Genomic DNA, 20,445 nt, shown 5'->3' with positions numbered 1-20,445 from the left:
GGCCCGCTTCCAGTAGCTTCAGCTTGTGTCTCGTTTCTGTTTCTTCTTCCAGAGACAGCGCCTTCCCGAAGGCTTCCAGGGTCTTTTAGTTACATGCTACCTTAACCTTGGTGGCGCCCCTGTCGACGGTGCTTTGTCAAGTTCCAGTATTACATCAGTTGCTGGTTCAAAGCTGTTACAGTGACAAGTTTATTTAATCAAGTTCTTAAACGCTGACCCAAAAATGAGATAAGCGGTATTTCCGCCAATGGTACCCTCGTTCTGGCCCCATAGAAACGGCCAGTCGTCGTAGTTCTCAAAGTGGTCGGGTTTTCTGAACAGGATGCCGGGAGCCACGTTGCCCGGAATAAAGGAGAAATCAGCCCGGTTGTTCCCGTAGAAGACTGCTTTGGGGCGGGTGGCGCCCACCGTGGCTACCAATGAATAATTGTGATATGGATGCGCGCCGAACAGATAGTTGGTGGCTTTGAATGCATGCTGGGCCTCAATGATCTCGGGGAAATATTTAGTGGCAAAGCAAACGGTGGTACCAAAGCTCGTCACGTCTCCGCTACCGGCCCAGTTGGTAAGACCAATCGGCACGCCGTAGGGATTGTTCTTTTCAAGGCCGGCAATGTATTCTTTGTACTTCACCACATAGGGGCGCAGCTTTCCTTTGTAGGAGGCATCCAGGTGCGGAATGGCATCCAGGGCCGCCAAGAGGTTGCCGCTCACGTTGCGCTCCAGGGCAGGCCAAAGCAGCAGCTGGAACCTATCCAAATATTGTTTCTCGTTGGTGGCGATGTACAGCTGAAGGTTGGTGGCCATGTTGGCCGCGTTGCCGCGGCCACTGGTATCTTGCTTCTGATTGGCGAGTAAGGCGGTGGCCTCTTTCAAAAGTCTTTTGGACTGTGTCAAGGCTCTCGCCGAAAGGTCATCGTTGTAGCCTTTCAAGGCCCGGCTGGCGGCGGCAAACATGGTGGCGGCCCGGAGGTCTAGTTCGGGTTCGCGGCTGGTAAACGCCCACAGATCATCCTTCACGCCGCTGGAGCGGCCATCCTTGGCTACTTCGTACGGGCCGAGCTTGGGGTTATAAGGAAGGCCGTCTGTTAAGGAGGCGGCGTCCCCCAGGTGGTGGTAATTATCCAGCACGGAGTTGGAGAGTGTTTGGGCCATGTGACCGAGGATCTCGGCTTGGGCTACCAGATTGAGGGTGCCGTGCTCAATGAACTGCAACACATCCGGGATTCCATCGGGGCGGTGAAGGTCTACGTAACGCTGCTTCTGGTCAATAAACGTCTGGTCGCGCTGGGGTTTAAAACTTTCCCAGGTTTTGACAAAGTTCTGCACCACGCTAATGTTAGAGCCGGTCTCGATGTCAAAATCCCCGGCATCAAAAAAGCCGCCTACGTTCAGGCCTGGGATCAATTCCAACGGTTTATACTTGGTATCGGTGGTTGGTCCCTGCGCGTGGAGGTCGAAGTGATCGGTGTTGGGCGGGGCTTGGCGGTACCCTTCCTTGAACGGCTCGCCGTGCCATACCCGGTACGCCTCGTTCACGAACATGTGGTTCATGTGGATGGGAATCCAGATGTCGCTGGTGGCATCGGTGATCTTGCTGTACACCTGCTCCCCGATCAGGAAATTATTGGTCTTGGTGTCTCCGTACTGAATGTAGTAGATGCCGGGCGTCTTCACCGAAGAGAAATCAAACTTCACGTAGTGGTACTTGAAGTAGTCACCCCAAGGGTTGATTTTGTCGGTGAACACTTTAGTGGCTTTGCCGTCATCGCCTACTTTAAAGAGGGAAGCGCTTTTAGCGGGTTTGTCTTTCTTGTCCAGTTCAATAACCGAGACTTTGGGTTGCGCAGGGAGGTAGCCTACCTGGGAGAAACCGATGTTGGGATCTCTTACCCAACCTTTGATGGCATTTGGCTCCACGGTCCAGGTTAAGACCTTGCCTGTTTTTCCGGCCGGAAGCAGGCTGCGCACCACAAACCAGCCGTTCTGGGCCAGCATACGGCCATCAAACAGCATCAAGTCGGTATCTTGAGAGGTAATTTTGACCATCCGTTCCGGGGCATCAGGCGCAAACAGAAAGGTACGGCCGGTTTCCAGCGGAAGGGGATGTATGAATTTGCCGGTCCCCCGGTCATCAGAAGTCACATACCCTTTGAATTGCTTCGGTTTTTGGCTGTTAGGCCGCGTAACGGTGTTACCTACCACATAGCGCGGGAAGAGATTGGGTCGGCCGTCTACCAGGTAGTTCTTGGCCCAATATTGCGAGGGCAGAAACTCCAGGTTAAACCCGGCGCTTCCTTCCAGGGCCTTGGGAACAGGTTTGTCCAGGTAAACGGCTATCTCCACGCCTTTGCCCTTGGCCGTCACCACTATCCGTGAATCAAAATTGTATTCTTTGTACCGTAACGTAGCCTCTACCGTTTTGGCGGCACGATCTACCTTCCGGTTGAGGATGTCAGGAACCAGGTCCCACTGCTCCGGCGTGTTGGAGAGCCGTACCGCGCCGCCTTGCGCGGTTCTCACGCCATGGTGAATGAGTTCAATACCGGCGTTCTTCTCATCGTTGAAACCTCCGGTAAAAAGGTTGTTGTACACCAGCACATTGACGCCTTGCTGCTCAAAATATTCCCGGTCGTTGAGTTTCAGGTCTTGGCCTGTAGCATAGTTGAATGCCGCCAGTAGTAGCATGACGACTGAGTGTAGTTTCCGTTTTTTCATATTCCTTACATCCGTCTTTTTATGTACAAAAAAATAAATGACCCCAAGTAAGTCCTCTTACCGAGGCTAGGCATCATTTGCCGAGGTGGCCTACAACCCCATCAAGCTGTGAAATGCCAACGTTGGCATAATATATAAAATAATATTCACTAGCAGAAATAATCTTTTGTTACTATCAAATCACCTTCAGAATGCTGGCATCGGGGACAACGTGATTCTGAGGTTTGACCGTGATCACTATTCCGGAATTTGTCACCTGAACTCATCTTCGCCGACCTGAACCAGGAGCACGCTGGCCAGGGACCATTACTCGTCTTTGATACCGGAGCCAAGCCCAAGGTGTCATCATGCTGAGGCGTGAAAGCCTATTCACCCTTCTGATGGACTTTCTCGGATTCTCTTTTGAGCCTGTTTCCTTGAAAATAGCCTAAGAACAAAGAAGGAGGAACTGAAAACCCGTTTCATGGTTTTGGACCAAACCCTGACTAAGAATGAAGCCAAGATGGTAGAGGAGCAGACTGCCGGCCAAGGTAAGCCAATAGAACTAGGTGGCTACTTGCACCCAAATACGCAAAAAAAGTCGTTACTGTGTGCTCCGGCCTTATCTTGAATGCTTTAATTGAGTGGTTCTATGAGGAACCGATTTCAGATAGGAAGGCCGACTGAGAGATTCTCCGTCGGCCTTCCCTATAATTTATATTGCTGAGGCTGTCAACGAGGCCTAGCCGAATATAGAGCCTGGGGCGTGTTAGCGGAAGGCATTTTCTTCAACATGGCAACGTCATCTCTGTGCTATGATAGCTTAGTGCAACTGCCTCCTATTACTTTTAAACTGTCACTAAACTGCTTCCAAATTCTGATATAGCGAAACCGCCCCTGTATGGGCTTGCCCAACATTGTTCCTTTTGTATCATAAACAAGAATAGCAATTGCTGTATCATCAACAATTTTCACTTCTTCAACGGTCGGCAGGAGTTGCTCAACTAACATTTCACCTGCCCGGTGAGAGTCAAGGTCCATTTGTTTCGTAACAACCTGTCCATTTGGTGCTATAAATAGCAGATCGTCATGCAGAATGCTGTCTAGAAGCTTAACATCTCTTGATTTTATAGCTTCAACAAGTACGGTTTCTGTGTGCAAAACATCTTCTCTGCTTATTTTCATTTGCTGCTGATTGTTTTCTTTTGATGCTTACTGCTAACAGCCTTAGGCCGACGGTTGGGTGTTGTTAGCCCTAGTTTTTAATCTTTATTTATGTCTTATATGAGGGAATTTATCTCTAACCAAGTTGAGTTCAACCCCAAATTCAAGATAGGCTTTTAATCCATCCAACACAGTTGTAAAACCACTAGTGTTATTTTTGATTGCTTCAATTAGGTCATCACCTGTTTGACTAAAGCCATAATTTTTGATTACAACATAGGTCGTATCTTCTGTTAAAGTTGTGAACTCAAAATCAACCGTTGTTGCAGGGGCGTCCCATTCAATGGTTATTTTCTGGTTTGGTATAATTTCTTTTACTTTTATGTTGTCTGAAACATCATACATTTCCCATCTCCAAGTAATTGTCTTTCCTGCTTCAAGTGGTCCGCTTGATTCGGTAAACCAAAATTTGGTCGTAAAAGCCGGGTCAATAAATGCTTGAAAGACTGTTGCAGCAGGCTTCCTTATCATCATTTGGCATTCTACTGTGGGTGTATTGTTGTTTGTTTCCATTCTTATCTCATTATTTGATTTAAGGGTGGCCGTTCCGTTGCAATGACCGCGAATGCTCTCGTGCATGAGGCGTGCAAGGCAGTCGGCCGATGGCTGGCTTATGCATCTTGTTAGGCGGTGGTGTTTTTATAGTTCACTCCAGTTGTGAAGTTCTAGCTTTTCCCCATCATAGATGTAATCCTCAAGCTCGTCTTCATCTTCTATTAGGAAATAGCCAAGGTAACTAGTGAAGACAATTCTTTTTTTATCATTAAGAATCTCTTTTATAAGCATAACTGCTGTTTCGGCCATTTCTTCTGGAGTTTCAGCCCCATACATACCCATATGTACATGCCACCCAAATTGACTTTGTCCAGCCGAAAAACCGACAGTTAGTTCTTTATTCCTTGTATTTATAAATAACTTTAGCTTTCCACGTTTACTTGAGTATTCAATGTCGGCTGTTTTATCATCTTTTAATTGGATATGTTTATCAAAATCAGAAAAGCTTGAGAGAAGCTTAGAAATGACAAAATCCGTAAATTCTTCCTGCTCCATCTTGAATTTTCTTACTTACACTACCGCCTAACGATTAATATAAAAGACGAGCAAGGCCGTCGGCCAAAGTATGGTGTTTGCACAATGTTGTGGTGCGTTATTTTTTTAATTGCTTCCAGCTTGGCTTTCCTTCTTTCTTATATTTTTCGACCGCTTCATTCCAGAAATCTACCATTCCATTATCTGCGGGTCTTTTTATTCCGCTTCCGTCCCAGTCCATCGGTTCTGAAGCGCTTAGAATGTCGCTTACGTCAAAGGTGTTGTTTGAAAGTTCATAGTGTTCTTGCAGGAAGTACCACATAACCCAAAAAGCGTCCTCAGTCGTTAAATTACCATTTTTGAATTCTGTCATTTTTGCTTTTTTAATCAACAGAAGGGTGTTCTGAGAAATATACGTCCATTCCTATTGTTCCCATAATCTTCATTGATTTTGATTTCAGTACTCCGCCACCTCCTGTAGCATCTTTCCGAATGTCAAAAGCAATATCCGCTACATATTCACTAGATGATAGATTTACCCCTTTTGTATCCAACCATTTTTCAAGAGCATCAATCTGATGAGGTAAATCCCAAATGTCATCACAGAGCCAATCCAATTCTTTGCCTGATTCTTCTATGTAAATTTTTATTGGCATTTATTTTTATTTATAATGCCCCACAAGGACTAAGCTAAACGGCGGGCGAGGCCGTCGGACGAGACTGGCGTTTAGCTGTTGTTGTCCACTGTTTTTTTATTAGCGCTTCTTAAGGGTTAGATAAATAGGAGTGTCGCTAAAATAAACTATCATTCCTGAGTTTGCTTGTTTAGCTGTAAGAACCAGATGATAATAATTATCTTCTTTGGTTCCAATTCTAATCTGGCTTATTGAGTCATTGAATTTCCAAAGCTTATTGTCTAAAAATTTCATCTCTTTCATGAGAGGAGATAAATTTTCCTTGAATTTTATTCTAAATGTTCCATTCTCGTTAAAAGTCCATGTTGACTCTTTAAATCCATCAATCATCAATGTCATCATTTGCTTAACATCCGCTGGTAATCCAGTTGAAGTTATTTTCCCATCAATCGCAGTCCATGTACCTATGATATCTGATTTATTGATTTTTTGGGCATTTACTAAGATTGGCAAGCAGAATAAAAGAACCATTAAAATTTTATTCATAATCTTCAATGTAGTGTTAAATTGTGGGTAACTATAGTGTATATGGAGCTGTTCCGGTTATTGGCGCTTTGGTTGGAGTAAAACCTCCGTTTACACGCCTACCGTTGGTCTGATAAATGGAACTGCACTGCCTAATATACTATATACTACAAATATGATTTAGACCTTTCGGCTTCTTTTCCTAAAACGTACTAAAAACAGAGAATAAGCCATCTGCATCTCCTCTTTAGAATATCGTGTATCCTTATCTAAGCCGCAATGAACACTGCTGAGATTTAGAGAAGAAAGCCAGCCTTGATCCTACAGTAAAGCTCCGCCCGCTGACTACCATGCTCCCCAACCGGGATTCGTAGGTCACCGTTGAGGTGCCGAAGCACTGTTCACTGGCCTTTTTCAAAATTGGCTTCGTCCACCTTCAGGAGCCCACTACAAAAAACGCATCATGGTCAGTGGAGCAGGAGCATGCTAGGCATGGGCAATCAACCATTCTACAGGATTACACGGCTGCCAGGTTTCTCGCTTTTTGTTTATGCGCGGCAATGAGTAAGAGGCAAAATAAAACCCCCATGAAAGCCAGGCCCGCCCCCACGTACTCCGGGGAGGTAAACCCGAAACCCGCTGCAATGGGCAAGCCGCCTAGGAAGGCTCCTAAGGCATTTCCCATGTTAGAGGTAGCCTGCAGGAGGGAGGAAGCCAGCATTTCGGCACCTTTTGCCTGCTGCACCATGAGCATTTGCATGGGCGCAATCACACTAAACCCGATGGCGCCTGTAAGAAAGGTCATCATGATTGCCGTAGGTTTGAACTGAACCAGCATCGTGGTGAGAAGTAAGACCACTACCATACTCAGAAACAAAAGCGTGGTAGTGGTTAAGGGAGAGAATTTGTCGGCGAGGCGGCCACCCATGAAGTTTCCTACGGCCATGCCCAGACCGGCCACCACCATAATCACCGTCATAGAGCCGGGGTTGAAACCGGCTACTTCGGTCATAAGCGGGGCAATGTAACTGATCCAGGCAAACATGCCGCCCGTGCCAATAGCCGAGAGGCCAATGATGAGCCACAGCTCTTTGTGCTTGAAAATGTTGAGGCTTTGCCGGAAACTGGTCTCGGACTCAGATTTCACGCTGGGCATCCAGAGTTTTACCGACAAGGCCGCTCCCAGGGCCACCACCGCGATAAGGGCAAACGAGTAACGCCAGGAAAAATGGTGCCCAATGTACGTTCCCAGCGGCACGCCAATGATGTTGGCCACCGTAAGCCCCGCAAACATGACAGAGACGGCGCTGGCCTCTTTGCCTTTCTGCGCTAGTTTACTGGCCACCACCGCGCCAATGCCAAAGAAAGCCCCGTGCGGAAGCCCCGCCAGCAACCGGGTAGCCATAAGCAAAGGATAGCTGCTCATTAAGCCAAACAGCCCGTTGAATACGCCTACCATGAGCATCAAGCCAATCAGTACTTTTTTAGGCGGAAGATTGGAGGTAAGCCCTACCATGAGCGGCGCACCTATGACCACGCCCAAGGCATAGATGGAAATGAGGTGCCCCGCCTTCGGAATAGAGATATCCAGTGCCTGAGACATATCGGGCAGAATCCCCATCATCAGGAACTCGGTCATGCCAATGCTGAAACCACCCAGTAAAAGCGAAATCAGGCTGAGCTGGAAGAACGGGGAGCGGCTGGTATTTTTCATGTAAGTCTAAGGGAAAAGTAAGGAGGCAAAGGTACACTGCTTGCGTACTTTCTCTACAGTAGAGCAGCAGTAGTGAGTGTGGCAGCGTGCCGCTATCTACAGCCTTTATACCAATGGTGCTGTTTTAGGTTTATCTCAGGCTTCTATATTGCGGTGAAAGGTTGGAAGTTCTTTGCGTTTAGGGGCTCTTTTTCCAAAAACGGCCCCTAAACGCAGAAGGAGCAACCGTTCGGCCGCTCCTTCATGCTCTAGTGTCTAGTAGTTAACAGACTAGTATCCAAACAATTCCTTCAAGGTTAGCTGCTTCACGGTGCCGTATTTGGCCAGTTCCTTGAAGTTGAGCCGGTCTTTGGAGCCGATGACCAGAATGGTCTGGTTCTGGCCCTTCACAAACTGCTGCTGGAACGTCTTGATCTGGTCCAGGGTCATGGCATCCAGGCTCTCGTAGATGTCACGTCTGATGTCATGGTCCACGCCCAGCTTGCGGGCCTGCTCATAGTTCATGAGAATGCCCACTTTGTTGATGCGCTCCGTGGCGATGCTGTTGCGTACCGAGGCTTTGGCGTTGGTGAAATTAGTCTCGGCCAGCGGCAGCTCATTGAGCAGTTCCTGCATGCCCGCCATGGCCTCAGGCAGTTTATCGCTCTGCGTCCCAATGTAGGACATGATGTAGTTGGCGCGGTCTTTCTTGCTGGCGTTGGCAAACCGGGAGCTCGCGCTGTACGCCAGGGCCCTGGATTCCCGAAGCTCCTGAAACACAATGGCCCCCATGCCGCCGTCAAAATACTCATTGTACAACCGGATGGTGGGCACCATTTTGGGGTCAAAGTTCATGGCTTTGGAGAGGAACAGCAGCTCGGCCTGCACCATTTTGTAGTCGGTCCAGTAGACTTGCCGGCCTTTGATGTCCTGCTCCTGGAAAGCTTTCTCGGCGGGTACCGGCTTGAGGGTGGCGGGAACAATGTGGCCGGTGTTCAGCGTGGCGGTAATGGCCTGCAGTTCACGGGGGCCATAGTACAATACCCGGTGCTGGTACGCAGGAATGCTCTTGATGCGCGAAACAAGTTCAGCGGGCTTCACCTTCTTCAGTTCCTGTTCGCTCAGAATGTGGGTGAACGGGTTTTTAGGACCATATTTGGCGTAGTTCACCATGGCCACGCTGTGGATGAGGTTCTTGTTCAGCTTGGCGTCTTTGCGGTCTTTCAGGATACCGGCCACCATGTCATCCAGGGCCTTTTGATCTGCTTTCGGGTTCTGGAGGAGGCTCTCGAAGAGTTGCAGGCCTTGTTCCAGGTTTTCGTCCAGGCCGGTTAAGGAAACGTAGATCTGGTCCTGGCCCGAGGAAACGTCAAAGGAGCAGCCAATCTTGAAGAACTCTTTCTGCAGCTCCTCGGCGGTGTATTTATCGGTGCCCAGGTATTGCAGGTAATCCACGGCCATGCCCAGCTTGAGGTCATGGTTGGTGCCCATGTCCAGGATGTAGTACAGGTTGAACAGCCCGTTCTCCGTGTTTTTGGTGTAGTACACCGGAATGTTGGCCTTGAGCGTGCCCTGCTGGATGTCTTTCTGATAGTCTACAAACTGCGGCTGAAGCTCAGAGGCGGGTCTGGCGGCTACTTGTTTATAATAGTCAGACTGAGCCTCACGGTTGGCGGGTACCGGGGTAATGGTGGGTTTGTCTACTTTCTGAGCCATGGGGTCTTGCCCGGTGCGTTTGTAGATCACCGCGTAGTTGTTGCCGTAGTAGCGGTTGGCTACGTCCATCACGTCTTGCTTGGTGATCTTCTCAAAATTGTCTTCCTGCTTCAGGTAGTCGGCCCAGTCCTGGCGCGCGATGAAGGCATCCACGAAAGCGGTGGCGCGGGCGGCGTTGCTCTCATAGGCTTTCATCTTGCTGATTTTGTTTTTGTTCACAATGGCCGGAATGAGCCAATCTTCAAACTGGCCTTTCTTCACCAGTTCCAGCTGCTGCAACAGTAGGTTTTTCACCTGGTCCAGGGTTTGCCCCTGGCGCGGGGTGGCGGTTAAGAAATGGGCCGAGTAATCATTGTAGACCTCGGCAAAAGAACCGGCGCCCAGGGCCGCCTGCTTCTGGTTGATGTTGAGGTCAATGAGGCCGGCCTGCCCGTTGCTCAGGATCTGGTTGATCATGCGCAGCACCAGCGCGTCTTTGGTCTTGATGCCGGGGAAGCGGTAGGCCATCAGCAGCATTTCGGCCTCTGGCCCCAGCACTTCTTTGACTACCGGCGCGGTAATGGGTTTCTCCTGGGGCGCATTATACACCGGATCTGCTTTCTTCTGCCACCGGCCGAAGTGCTCATTAATGGTCCTGATGGTCTGGTCAAAGTCCAGGTCGCCGCTCATGGCAATGGCCATGTTGTTGGGCACGTAGTAGGTGTCAAAATACTTCTTGATCTCTGTGATAGACGGGTTCTTGAGGTGCTCTACGGTACCAATGGTGGTCTGGGCACCGTACTGGTGGGTAGGGAACAAGGCTGCGAAGGCGGCTTCAAAGGCTTTATTGTTGTCTGAGTCCAGGGAGCGGTTCTTCTCCTCGTACACCGCCTCCAGCTCGGTGTGGAACAACCTCGGGATCATCACACCCAATCGTTCGGCTTCCAGCATGGCCCATTTGTCCAGTTGGTTGCTGGGGATGTCGCCGTAGTAAATGGTCTGCTCTACCCAGGTGCTGGCGTTGGAGTTCTTCATGCCCATGGCCGCTACCAGTTTGTCGTACTCATTGGGCACGGCGTACTTGGCGGCCACACCCGAGATGGAGTCTATCTGATGGTACGTCTTCTTGCGCACCGCCGGGTCTTTCTGCGTGCGGTACAGTTCATATAGCGCCTCAATCTTGGCCAACTCCTCTTTCTCTTTCTCCCAATTGATAGTACCCAGGCGGGTAGAGCCCTTGAAGGCCATGTGCTCCAGATAGTGGGCCAGGCCGGTGGCATCGGCGGGGTCGTTCTTGCTGCCCGCGCGCACCGCAATATAGGTCTGGATGCGCGGCGCGTCTTTGTATTGAGTGAGGTATACCGTTAAGCCGTTGTCCAGTTTGTAGATACGCGCCTGTAGTGGGTCATTGGGAACGGTAGTGTACGGAAACTCTGTCTGAGCGCCTTGTGCCGCCGTGGTTGCCGGGGCAGGGGCGGTGGTTTGCGAAGGCGTACTGGTTTTACATTGCGAAAACAGCGCGGCGCCCAGTAGGGAGAAGGCAATCAATCTATTCTTCACGGCGAGTGGGGTTAGTCTGAAGTGGTCTCAAATATAGGAAAAACCAAGGATTAGCTTGTGTTTAAACAAACGAAAGGGGAGGAGGGGAAAGTGTAAGTTACTTGGCGTTTAGGGGCTCTTTTTCGAAAAAAGGCTTCTAAACGGGTTTTCCTTTTTCAGGGGGGATGCTGAGCTGACGGAAGGGTTCAACGTGAATTTTGAGGCAAGTTGTTGACTGATGCCTTGGCTTTACTGTTTGTCTAGGGCTTTATGGGCTGTGTTGTTCCATCTTTGGCGGTAAGCGCTCACGGCCGCGGGGCCCCGTCTTCCCCTCTCGCACTGCCCTTGCGGCCATGCCGATGTCGTTTTCTCTTAGCTTCTGCCTATCTGTGGCCACAAGCGAGGCGCTCTAGGGAAAGACTGGAAATGGTGCGGGTAGCAAAGGCTGTTGCTGGTTTTGGGTGTAGAAGCTCTTTTAGTGTAAACCCACCCCTACCCCTCCAAGGAGGGGAATTCCAATTCCTTGCGGAGGATGCGGCAATGATGGGAAGTGGTATAAGCGTAGAGGCGGCAGAAGATTTACTGCTTGAACGTACCTCTTAAGCGACTTTCTCACTCGTGCAGATAATTCCCCTCCTCGGAGGGGTGGGGGTGGGTACAAGCCGCCTCCCGCCGCGTTACCGTCTACTCAAAAGACCTCGCAGCGTCCGGAGGACCTGCGAGCGTCTGCGCCAACTCCCGCCTCTGGTCCCTACTTCCTAAGCTAAGCCAGAACCAAACTTAAGACTCAGAACTCAAGACTCAGGACTTATTTTAACCTACAGGCGTCTGCGCCAACTCAAGCGTTTAGCGGCTCTTTTCCCTAAAACAGCCCCTAAACGCTATGCTTGCTCCTCTTGCGGGGGCAGTGTTTTAGTTGGCGGTTTTGTCTTGGATGGGGATGTTCAGTTGCTTGGATAGGAGTTGCAGGGTCTTTAGGGCGTCTTCCCGGCTGTCGGTGCGGAGCTCGTAGTCGGCTTCCTGCTGGCGGGAGTAGAGGCCGATGGTGTACCAGGGAACCAGGGGGGCCGGGTCTTCATGAGAGTGGTCATGGTCATGCTCGTGGTCATGCGCATGGGCCGGGGCCAGATTGGAGGAAAGCTGCACGTACTGAAAAGCCGGGAGCGGCGCCCACTTACCGGTCTTCAGCCCGAACATGCTCAGGTATTCCCGCACGCGGCGGTCCCTGAAATCTATTTGGAAACCGTGGTGCGTGCTTTGGAAAAGAACTCCTAGCAAGAATAATAGCGCGCCTACAGATAGCATTTGAGCCTTGTCAGCGCCGGACCACCATGGGGAGCCGCCCAGTATAATACCCGCCGGCAGAAGTACGTACCCCACATAACGGAGGGAGCCAAAGAAAGAATCGGTTTTGCGGTCGAAGAGGTGCTGGGGCATGGGGTAGGTGAAAGTAAAACGTGTGCCACCTGTCTGGGGGCACACGTTTTAGCATACGTAAGTTTAGAAGTCGGTGTCCAGGCCCAGGCGGGCTTTCAGGTCTTTGAGGGCTGGGTACTGCTCGGCCAGGTAGTTGTACTTGTCCTGTGAGGTGTACAGGTTGCGGCCGCTTTCCTGCTGCACCACGTCTATGTGCACCTGCAGGCGGTTGTGGCCCAGGCCCTGGCGCAGGTACATCAGGAACTCCGGCTTAAAGCTGTTGAACTCGGCCACCTGCACATCATTTTCCACCTGCAGGTGTACCTCGGCCTTCTCGGCGTCAAAGTACCACTCGCGGTTCAGGATGGTGTACTCCAGGGTGCGGTCGGTTTGCTTCACGCGGTCGGTGTACTGTTTCCAGAGCTGTTGCAGCTTGTATTCATTGATGGCGGGCAGTGAGCCGGGCACGTAGGCCTCAGACTCTTCTTCCAGCACTTCCACCATCGGCGCCGCCGATGCCGCCACTTTTTCCTCTATGTTCTTCAGGCTGGGGAGCTTGGAGAGTTTGCGGCTGGCCAGCGGAGATGCCACGGTGCGCATAGGGGCCGCCGGGGCCGGAACGGGAGCCGGGGCAGCGGCAGAAGGTACCGGTGAAGGCGCCTCCTTGGGGTAGGTGTCAAAAACCGGGGCTTCGCCCGAGTCCATGTCTGCCGGAGCGGTGTTGTGGTGTGTTTCGGGGCCGTTTTTCCCAAAACTGCCCGAAACTGGCGCGGGTGCCGGAGCAGGGGCAGGCATTTTCGGCGTAGCCGAAGGAGGCACAGATGAGGTACCCAGGGCAGGAGCCGAACCACTGGCTACCGGTGCGGCTACGCCGGAACTTCCGTCAGTTTTTTTTTTGACGTCTCCGTTCAAAGAGACGTCTGAGGCCAGCTGCAACGCGTGGGGCAGGTGCGCCAGTTTCATGAGCAGCAGCTCTACGTGCAGCCGCTGGTTTTTAGCCGCCTTAAAATTCTGGTCGCAGGTGCCCACCAGGTTTAATCCCGAGAGCAGAAAGCTCAAGGAGGCTTCCTGCGCCTGCTGCGCGTACTGCGCCTTGATGTTCTCAGAGACCTGCAACAGTTGCACCGTCACGGTGTCTTTGCACACCAGAAGGCTCCGGAAGTGCTCGCCAATGCCCAGCACAAAGTTGTGGCTGTCAAATCCGTTTTTCAGGATATCGTCATATAACAGCAGGGCGCCGCTCAGGTTCTGCGTGAGCAGGAACTGGGTGAGCCTGAAGTAATAGTCATAGTCCAGGATGTGCAGGTTCTGCACGGTGGCCTTGTAGGTGAGGTGGTTACCTGAGAAGGTCACCATCTGGTCAAAGATAGACAGAGCGTCGCGCAGGGCACCGTCGGCTTTCTGGGCAATCAGGTGCAGGGCATCGGCATCGGCTTTGATCTCTTCTTTGGTGGCAATGCGGTCCAAGTGCTGCACCATGTCCTCAATCCGGATTCGGTTGAAGTCAAAGATCTGGCACCGTGACAGAATGGTAGGGATGATCTTGTGGCGCTCCGTGGTGGCCAGGATGAAAATGGCGTAGGACGGCGGCTCCTCCAGGGTCTTCAGAAACGCGTTGAAGGCCGAGTTGGAGAGCATGTGCACCTCATCTATGATGTAGATTTTGTACTTGCCCGTCTGCGGGGCGTAGCGCACCTGCTCCACCAGGTTTCTAATGTCGTCTACCGAGTTGTTAGACGCGGCATCCAGCTCATGCACGTTGAAGGAGCTGTTGGTGTTGAAGCTCTTGCAGGAATCGCAGACGTTGCAGGCCTCAATCTCGGGCGTCAGGTTCTGGCAGTTGATGGTCTTGGCCAGAATACGTGCGCAGGTGGTCTTACCCACGCCCCGGGGACCGCAGAACAGAAACGCCTGGGCCAGGTGGTTGCTGCTGATCGCGTTCTTTAAGGTAGTGGTAATATGGTGCTGCCCCACCACGCTGTCAAAGGTGGTAGGACGGTATTTACGGGCCGATACAACAAAATTCTCCATCGCTCTACAAAGTTAATCTATTCTGCTTTGTTTGCGCAACGGAAAGAACGAGGCCGGAACAGGTTCTTGATTTTGTGCAATGACGAGTGCATTTTAGGGTGTATGCTGATTTTTTACTGTAATTTATATACCTTGAGACCTTGTTGAAATAAAAGCTAATCGTCTGAACTTTGCAGGCACAACCTAAATACTAAGCAGAATATAATGGCTACAATTGTAACTGATGTTGCTGGAAAGCTCCGCAATCTAAAGTTGTCACAAAATGATGGAGTTCTTGCTGTATTTGAGGCTACTATGAATGCAATTCATGCTATAGAAGATAGAAAATGCCATAATGGCAAAGTAACTATAACTTTGAAAAGAGCTAAAGAAAAGAGTGTCATTGGAGACAATGGCTTGGTAGCCCCAATTCAGAGTATTGAAATAAAAGACAATGGAATTGGATTCGATGAAAATAACTTTAAGTCATTCTTGAAGTCAGAATCAACTTATAAAGCGGCGAGAGGCGGTAAAGGGGTAGGTCGTTTTACTTGGCTTAAGGTTTTTGACTATGTGATAGTAGAAAGCACCTATCTTGAGCAAATAGGTGAATTTAAGATGAGAATTTTTAGGTTTGAAAATTCAGATAATCCTATTTCTAGTGAAACAATTGAAGATGCTCCTGCTGAGGAAGTAGGGACAATCATAAAGCTATGCGGAATAAATTCTGAATATATAAATTCTTTCCCAATACATCTTGAGAACATTGCTGATCAGGTTATAAGTCATCATCTAGTTTCTTTTGTAGATAAATCATGTCCAGAATTTGTGATCGTTGATGAAGATTTTGATGGAAACTCTATACAATTGAATCTAAATAAACGTTTTCAAAATGATTTTTTAATTGATACTGATGCTGATTCTTTTGTGTTAGAAAATATTGCATTTGAAGTAGCATTTGTAAGGTTAAAGGCCTTGAACCTTACAGCCGATCATAAACTTTTTTTGTGCGCTAATGATCGTGTAGTTACAACTGATGAATTAAAGAAATATTTTCCAGATATGTACAAGCCTGTTTATAATACCGAAAGCGGGTTGTACTATAATTTATATGTACTTGTCAAAAGCGTGTATCTTGATCATAATGTTAATAATGAGCGTACACAATTTATTCTTCCAGAAAAGGAAGGTGCAGCAAAATCTTATTTAATTTCATTAGAAGAGATAAGGAATCTGACCGTTGAGTCAATTTATAACTTTCTTGAGCCTGATATTAATTCCATTAGAAAAGAAAAATTAGATCATATCCAAGATTATGTACTGAGAGAAGCTCCGCAATATCGTTCTTTATTAAAGTTTCAGAAGCACATAGATAAAGTAAAACCAGGACTAAGTTCCGATAAGCTCGATTTAGAACTTCATAAGATTAAAAATAAAATTTCAGAAGAAGCTAAGAAACAATTAAATGGAATCTTGAAAATAGATGAGCCTTTAAGTGACCCAGACAGAATAGAAGAGTATAAGAAGAATTTTAGTGACGTTGTAGCAAAAGTAAATGCAGTAGGGCAAACAGATTTGGCTGATTATGTGATTCATAGAAAATTAATTCTGTCTCTGTTTGAGAAAATATTGTCAAAAAAAGAAAACGGTGAATATGAGTATGAATCTCAAGTGCATAATCTCCTGTTTCCTATGAAAAATGATTCTGAAAGTATTGATTATAATCATCAAAATTTATGGATAATTGATGAGAAGCTTTCTTACCATAAGTTTTTAGCATCAGATTTACCTTTACATGAGAATAAACAGGGAAAGGATGGAAGTAGGCCTGATATATTGGTTGGCTTTGATAAGCCCGTTGCTTACATTGACAAAAAAAGTAGTGTATATTCATCAATGGTTATCGTTGAGTTTAAACGACCTATGAGGAACTACTACTCTGCTAATCAAGATCCTGTTCAACAAGTTATCAATTATGTTGAAGAGATACAAGATGGAAAAGCTTTTGATCCAGCTGGAAGACCTATTAATGTTACAAAAAATTGTAAATTTTTCGCATATATTATTTGTGATATAACAGATAAAATCCAAAGCTCATTGAGGAGATATTCATTTCAGAAGACAGCAGATGAGGCAGGGTATTTCCATTTTAATACTGAGATGAATGTCTATTTTGAAGTTATATCTTATGATAAGATGTTGATGGATTCTCAACAAAGGAATCAAATTTTATTTGATAAGTTAGGTATCAAGTATTCGTAAGGGATTTATTCTTTTATGATTGTCTAACTACCTGAACGGCCACTTCACCAGACTCACCTGCCCCATGGCGTCTTTCTGGTACACGGCCAGGCACTGCGGCTGAAACTGGGCGTCAAAGTTCTTCTCGCCGGGAGTGACGCTCTCCGGAGCCGGTTGGCCTTTCGGGAAAAAGTAGACGGTGGTGGTGCCGTATTTGGTGTGGGGCATGTAGTCGCCGTACTGTTGCATTTGCTCCCAGAGCGTGTCTGCCACGGTCACGGCATAGATGCGCTGGATGGGGCCGGTATTATTCTCGTTGCGGTAGAGGGCTACTTCCTCAAAATCGCCCTGAAGGTCCTGCACGCCGGGTTGGGTGAAGGCGTCTTTCATGAACCAGAACATCAGCACCGCGCACACCGCGATCAAGGCATATTTCAATTTCTTTCCAGACATCTCGTGCTTCTTCTATTGGTGAAACGCCCAAACTTACGCAGCCTAGGCCGAAAGGCAAGAGAAAACAGAGCTTCTGTTTAGGGGCCGTTTTCAGAAAAACAGCCCCTAAACGGAGTTTCCGGCAGTCAATCGCCTTCTTCCAACTGGAAAAGCTCAGTTACCGGTAATTGAAGCGCCGCCGCCAGCTTAAACGCCAGCACCGCCGAGGGCACGAATTTCTTGTTCTCAATGGCGTGGATGGTCTGCCGGGAAACTCCTACTTTCTCCGCCAAATCGCCCTGTGACAGGTTGTGCCGCGCCCGCTCCACTTTCATACAGTTTGTCATGGAGGCCGGACTAATTAGCAGAAGTGATAGACTGCTTCTTGACGTAGTAAATGATCAGGAAAACAATGAGTTGAAGATTGATCAGGTAAGACGGATGTATCCTGAAACCATGGCTGAAGAAATAGCCAATACTCACAATCACTACTGTGAGGAAGAAAGTGATTTCAATAGCCTCCATCCGGAGCCACTGCAAAAGCTCGTCGTGGATCCTGTCTTTGGCCATGGCATACAATACAATGCCCAGAATGGCTATGATTTCCAGAATCCACAGGGTTTGGCTCGGTAGCGGGAGCAACGAGGTGTCACCGCTGGGACTGGCCTGGTGAAAATCATAGTAGCCACTGGTAATGCCCCTTATGAAATCTGGCAGGCTGGCGCCAACAAACAAAATCAGCCCAATCTTCTTAAAATAATGCGGAAGTAAACGAAGCGTCATAGAGGTAAAGTTTAATTATCTAAATGTAATGTAAACTTTACATAAAGCAAGAGTCTCTTTACATTTATTTTCTTCTGTCTTCCCTAATCATTGATAGAAACCGCGGCAGGATCGCAAAGCCGTTTAGGGGCCGTTTTCAGAAAAACAGCCCCTAAACAGGATTTTTCTGCATTCTGATCACGAGCAGCTCATTCTGGATAACATTTTTCCAAGGATTGAGTAAATGCTATACCACTATGTCTTCTAGGGTGCGGCCCTGCGGCGCGCCTGCCACGGTACACGGTGGTGCAACGGTTGTGAACGCAGCCACATCTTCTATTTATCAAGACAACAGACAACTATGGAACTGGATGATATGGCCCCTGAGGTGGCCCAGGAATTTTACCCGCAGGCCCTGCGCATGCTGCATGAAAGCGGCTTGCCTTTCTTGATGGGCGGCGGTTTCGCCCTCAGGCAGTACACGGGCATGCAGCGCGCCATGAAAGACATGGACGTGTTCTGCAAGGCCGGCGACTGCCCACGCCTGCTCAAGATCTTCTCAGATGAAGGCTTCAAGACCGAACTGGTGGACGCCCGCTGGCTGGCCAAAGCCTACAAAGACGGCAAGTACGTAGACTTCATCTTCAACAACCCCGGCAACAACACCCCCGTGAACGATGGCTGGTTCCGGAAAGCGCCCGAAGGCACCGAGTTTGGGGTGCCGGTCAAATACATCTCCGCCGAAGACCTGTTCCGCTGCAAGATTTACGTGCAGAACCGGGAGCGTTATGACGGCTCAGACCTGAACCACCTCATTCTTCGGCACGGCCACCTCATGGATTGGGAACGCATTCTGCAGACCCTGGAGCAGCACTGGCAACTGGTGCTGGCGCAGCTGCTGTCTTTCCAGTTCGTGTACCCAAGCGAGCGAGACATCATTCCGCGCTGGTTGTTTGACGAACTGCTGCTGCGGGCCAAAGAACAGTTTGACATGCCGCCGCCCACAGAGAAAGTATGCCGAGGCCTGCTCATTGACCAAACGCAGTACGCCCCTGCCGTAACGGAGTGGGGCTTCAAAGCCATGACCATCATGACCATTTAGCAGACGCCGGATGTTAGATTCTAGAGGTTTGATCTTCAATAAGAAAGGAGCGAACGAGCATCTGGTTTAAACCAAGGCCCGTTCTTCTCCCGTATGATATGACTCAAACAAGAGGTCTAACCTTTATTGACTAGCGTCTAAACTCTAAACTAGAATGGAACAACAACCGCAACCCTACGTTACGCCACAGCCCGTTCAGCCCATGCAACCTGCCCCACAAGCTACGGAGGCACCAGCGCCCGCAGAAGCGGCGCCCAAGCCCGTCAGGATTGCGGCCGTAGGCGACATTCATGTGCGCGAAACAGACAAAGGCAAGTGGGTTGATTTTTTCAAAGTGGTTTCTGAACAGGCAGACGTGCTGCTGCTCTGCGGCGATCTCACCGACCACGGTTACGCCAAGGAGGCCGAAGTGCTGGCCGAGGAAATGCGGGCCTGCACCATTCCGGTAGTCTGTGTGCTGGGCAACCATGACCATGACAAGCACGAGCACGAGAAAATCAGAGACTGCCTCCTGCGCGACAATGTGCACTTCCTGGACGGGGAGGCTGTAGTGATCAAGAACGTAGGGTTTGCCGGAGTAAAAGGCTTTGGCGGCGGCTTTGACAAATACATGCTCTCCATGTTCGGCGAAGCCAGTAACAAAGCCTTTGTGCAGGAAGCCGTAGACGAAGCCCTTAAGTTGGAGGCCGGTTTGGCGAGGTTAGACACTGAGCACCCCGGCATTAAGAAAATTGCGGTGCTGCACTACGCGCCCATCAAAGCCACGGTAGAGGGTGAGCCAGAAGCCATTCATCCGTTTTTAGGCTGCTCCCGTCTGGCAGAGCCGCTAGACCGGCAAAACGTATTGGCCTGTTTCCATGGCCACGCCCACGTAGGAACGCTGGAAGGGGAAACGCACAACGGGGTGAAAGTCTTCAACGTGGCCAAACCCATCCTCCAAAAAGCCGGCTTTGCCCTACCGTTTTTCCTGTTTGATGTGTAAAAGCCACTTCGGCCATGAACCAATAGAGATCCTTTTGCCGCACTTTCCTGGGGAAGTAGGTAAAAGGATTTCCTGTTTAGGGGCTGTTTTTGGAAAAAGAGCCCCTAAACGCAAATCGGTGCAGACGCCTGTAGATTGAAACAAGTCCTGAGTCTTGAGTTCTGAGTCCAGAGTTTGGTTCTGGCTTGGTTTGGGACGAAGTAGCCATAGAGGGGAAAAGGCGCAGACGCTCGCAGGTCCTCCGGACGCTGCGAGGTCTTTTGAGTAGACAGTAGCGCGGCGGGAGGCGGGTTGGACCCACCCCTACCCCTCCTAGGAGGGGAATTATCTGCTAGATTGGGAAAATTGCTTAAGCAGTCCGTTCAAGAGTAAATCTTCTGCTGCCTCTACGCCCAAATAAACAACAATTCTGTATTGCTTCCGCTATGCAATAAATTCCCCTCCTTGGAGGGGTTGGGGTGGG

17 protein-coding genes and 1 pseudogene are annotated in these 20,445 nt (G+C 49.3%); 4 read left to right on the top strand and 14 right to left on the bottom strand.

Annotation, left to right across the window (positions count from 1 at the left end; genetic code table 11):
• Nucleotides 1–189: 189 nt before the first annotated feature.
• Nucleotides 190–2,718 carry a cellulase N-terminal Ig-like domain-containing protein gene (locus EFA69_RS10555; protein ID WP_123133041.1) on the bottom strand — a complete coding sequence of 843 codons (2,529 nt, stop codon included), beginning with the start codon at nucleotides 2,716–2,718 and terminating at the stop codon, nucleotides 190–192.
• 442 nt (nucleotides 2,719–3,160) lie between these two features.
• Between EFA69_RS10555 and EFA69_RS20700 the strand changes: the two are divergent.
• Nucleotides 3,161–3,328, top strand: a pseudogene (locus EFA69_RS20700) (NADP-dependent isocitrate dehydrogenase); the annotation flags it as partial.
• 182 nt (nucleotides 3,329–3,510) lie between these two features.
• Here EFA69_RS20700 and EFA69_RS10545 read toward each other — a convergent pair.
• The 10 genes from EFA69_RS10545 to EFA69_RS10500 form a co-directional block, all read right to left on the bottom strand.
• Nucleotides 3,511–3,882 (bottom strand): nuclear transport factor 2 family protein, encoded by a 372-nt coding sequence (locus tag EFA69_RS10545; RefSeq protein ID WP_123133039.1) that lies wholly within the window; start codon nucleotides 3,880–3,882, stop codon nucleotides 3,511–3,513.
• A gap of 84 nt (nucleotides 3,883–3,966) precedes the next feature.
• Nucleotides 3,967–4,434, bottom strand: coding sequence for an SRPBCC family protein (locus EFA69_RS10540; RefSeq protein ID WP_245964543.1), 468 nt, complete (start codon nucleotides 4,432–4,434; stop codon nucleotides 3,967–3,969).
• A gap of 126 nt (nucleotides 4,435–4,560) precedes the next feature.
• The gene (locus tag EFA69_RS10535) at nucleotides 4,561–4,971 is read right to left on the bottom strand and encodes a hypothetical protein (protein ID WP_123133037.1); all 411 of its coding nucleotides are present in this window, start codon (nucleotides 4,969–4,971) and stop codon (nucleotides 4,561–4,563) included.
• Nucleotides 4,972–5,068: 97 nt separating this feature from the next.
• Entirely contained in the window at nucleotides 5,069–5,323 is a 255-nt protein-coding gene (locus tag EFA69_RS10530; protein WP_148041327.1) for a hypothetical protein, read from the bottom strand.
• A 10-nt stretch (nucleotides 5,324–5,333) separates the two neighbouring features.
• Nucleotides 5,334–5,606, bottom strand: coding sequence for a hypothetical protein (locus EFA69_RS10525; RefSeq protein WP_123133035.1), 273 nt, complete (start codon nucleotides 5,604–5,606; stop codon nucleotides 5,334–5,336).
• 99 nt (nucleotides 5,607–5,705) lie between these two features.
• Nucleotides 5,706–6,131, bottom strand: coding sequence for a glycoside hydrolase family 43 C-terminal domain-containing protein (locus EFA69_RS10520; protein ID WP_123133034.1), 426 nt, complete (start codon nucleotides 6,129–6,131; stop codon nucleotides 5,706–5,708).
• 496 nt (nucleotides 6,132–6,627) lie between these two features.
• Nucleotides 6,628–7,824, bottom strand: coding sequence for an MFS transporter (locus EFA69_RS10515; protein ID WP_123133033.1), 1,197 nt, complete (start codon nucleotides 7,822–7,824; stop codon nucleotides 6,628–6,630).
• Nucleotides 7,825–8,094: 270 nt separating this feature from the next.
• Nucleotides 8,095–11,058 carry a M16 family metallopeptidase gene (locus EFA69_RS10510; protein ID WP_245964542.1) on the bottom strand — a complete coding sequence of 988 codons (2,964 nt, stop codon included), beginning with the start codon at nucleotides 11,056–11,058 and terminating at the stop codon, nucleotides 8,095–8,097.
• Nucleotides 11,059–11,949: 891 nt separating this feature from the next.
• Nucleotides 11,950–12,474: a hypothetical protein gene (locus tag EFA69_RS10505; RefSeq protein ID WP_123133031.1), complete on the bottom strand. Its 525-nt coding sequence runs from the start codon at nucleotides 12,472–12,474 to the stop codon at nucleotides 11,950–11,952.
• A 63-nt stretch (nucleotides 12,475–12,537) separates the two neighbouring features.
• Nucleotides 12,538–14,484, bottom strand: a complete 1,947-nt coding sequence (locus EFA69_RS10500; protein ID WP_123133030.1) for a DNA polymerase III subunit gamma/tau — start codon at nucleotides 14,482–14,484, stop codon at nucleotides 12,538–12,540.
• A gap of 204 nt (nucleotides 14,485–14,688) precedes the next feature.
• Between EFA69_RS10500 and EFA69_RS10495 the strand changes: the two genes are divergently transcribed.
• Nucleotides 14,689–16,725 (top strand): ATP-binding protein, encoded by a 2,037-nt coding sequence (locus tag EFA69_RS10495; protein ID WP_123133029.1) that lies wholly within the window; start codon nucleotides 14,689–14,691, stop codon nucleotides 16,723–16,725.
• A 27-nt stretch (nucleotides 16,726–16,752) separates the two neighbouring features.
• On the opposite strand, the gene EFA69_RS10490 is transcribed toward EFA69_RS10495, so the two are convergent.
• The 3 genes from EFA69_RS10490 to EFA69_RS10480 all read right to left on the bottom strand — a co-directional run bounded on the left by EFA69_RS10490 (nucleotide 16,753) and on the right by EFA69_RS10480 (nucleotide 17,919).
• Nucleotides 16,753–17,157 carry a hypothetical protein gene (locus EFA69_RS10490; protein WP_123133028.1) on the bottom strand — a complete coding sequence of 135 codons (405 nt, stop codon included), beginning with the start codon at nucleotides 17,155–17,157 and terminating at the stop codon, nucleotides 16,753–16,755.
• Between the two features lie 125 nt (nucleotides 17,158–17,282).
• A complete protein-coding gene (locus EFA69_RS10485; protein WP_123133027.1) occupies nucleotides 17,283–17,483 on the bottom strand; it encodes a helix-turn-helix transcriptional regulator in 201 nt (66 codons plus the stop codon).
• Between the two features lie 10 nt (nucleotides 17,484–17,493).
• Nucleotides 17,494–17,919 carry a hypothetical protein gene (locus EFA69_RS10480; protein ID WP_123133026.1) on the bottom strand — a complete coding sequence of 142 codons (426 nt, stop codon included), beginning with the start codon at nucleotides 17,917–17,919 and terminating at the stop codon, nucleotides 17,494–17,496.
• Between the two features lie 340 nt (nucleotides 17,920–18,259).
• On the opposite strand from EFA69_RS10480, the gene EFA69_RS10475 reads away from it, so the two are divergent.
• Both EFA69_RS10475 and EFA69_RS10470 read left to right on the top strand, forming a co-directional pair.
• Nucleotides 18,260–19,000, top strand: coding sequence for a nucleotidyltransferase family protein (locus tag EFA69_RS10475; protein WP_123133025.1), 741 nt, complete (start codon nucleotides 18,260–18,262; stop codon nucleotides 18,998–19,000).
• 154 nt (nucleotides 19,001–19,154) lie between these two features.
• A complete protein-coding gene (locus EFA69_RS10470) occupies nucleotides 19,155–19,982 on the top strand; it encodes a metallophosphoesterase family protein (protein ID WP_245964541.1) in 828 nt (275 codons plus the stop codon).
• Nucleotides 19,983–20,445 lie beyond the last annotated feature (463 nt).

The organism is Rufibacter immobilis (genome assembly GCF_003721565.1).
GTDB lineage: Bacteria > Bacteroidota > Bacteroidia > Cytophagales > Hymenobacteraceae > Nibribacter > Nibribacter immobilis.
Note: the sequence above shows the minus strand (reverse complement) of the source record. Positions and strands in the feature narration are given on the sequence as shown.